This is a genomic window from Segatella copri (assembly GCF_024330485.1).
Lineage (GTDB): Bacteria > Bacteroidota > Bacteroidia > Bacteroidales > Bacteroidaceae > Prevotella > Prevotella copri_L.
Genome location: NZ_JANDWX010000109.1, coordinates 1 through 656, shown reverse-complemented (window position 1 = coordinate 656; position 656 = coordinate 1). Strand labels below are relative to the sequence as shown.

General features: G+C 47.6%; 1 protein-coding gene. It reads left to right on the top strand.

Annotation, left to right across the window (positions count from 1 at the left end; genetic code table 11):
• Positions 1-34 precede the first annotated feature (34 nt).
• Positions 35-656: immunoglobulin-like domain-containing protein (locus NNC77_RS16575; RefSeq protein WP_367398751.1), on the top strand; the 622-nt coding region annotated here is incomplete at its 3' end.

Here is a 656-nt window from a genome sequence, read left to right as displayed (position 1 = left end):
TCTCTACATGTTAAATTATTAATTGCTGATAACTATGAGACTGAAGCCAAAACTCCTCAATGCAATAATATTAGGATTGACAATGTTCCTTTCAATGCAAACCACTTGTGCTGCTTGCAACCCATCAATGGCCATTCAGCAAAAGAAAGTGGCAACTGTTGGCAAAAAGAGGGTTGCCATTAGCAAAAAGAGAGTTGTCAAGAGCAAGAAGAGAACCTATCGCAAGGCTTCGGCGCGTAAATATTCGCATAGGGAACTGAACGCCATTATGCGGATACTTGAGCGGAAGTTCCTGTCGGAAGACAAGACCCCGGCCTTGCGAAATGTTGTTGGATTTGGAATGGGATCCAACTCCATTGATGTTGCGCTCCGTTGGAACACGAAGGAGAAGCAGCTGGAGTTTCGTAGGCAGATTTACAACTCGCCCGCCATCAGGTTTGAGGGCAAGTTGGACCCTATCATCGACAACAGGGAAGGCGTGAGCACCTACCAAGGCATCTCCCTCAAGGCGGAGAAGCCTTCCTATCCATTGGGCACCACGGAAATCAGATTCACGATTACCAACCATAGTGGCGAGGAATTTGTGTATGGCGATGCCTATAGCATCACAGCCCAAGGAGCGGATGGCAATTGGTTTGTTGTGCCCACCGATTGCT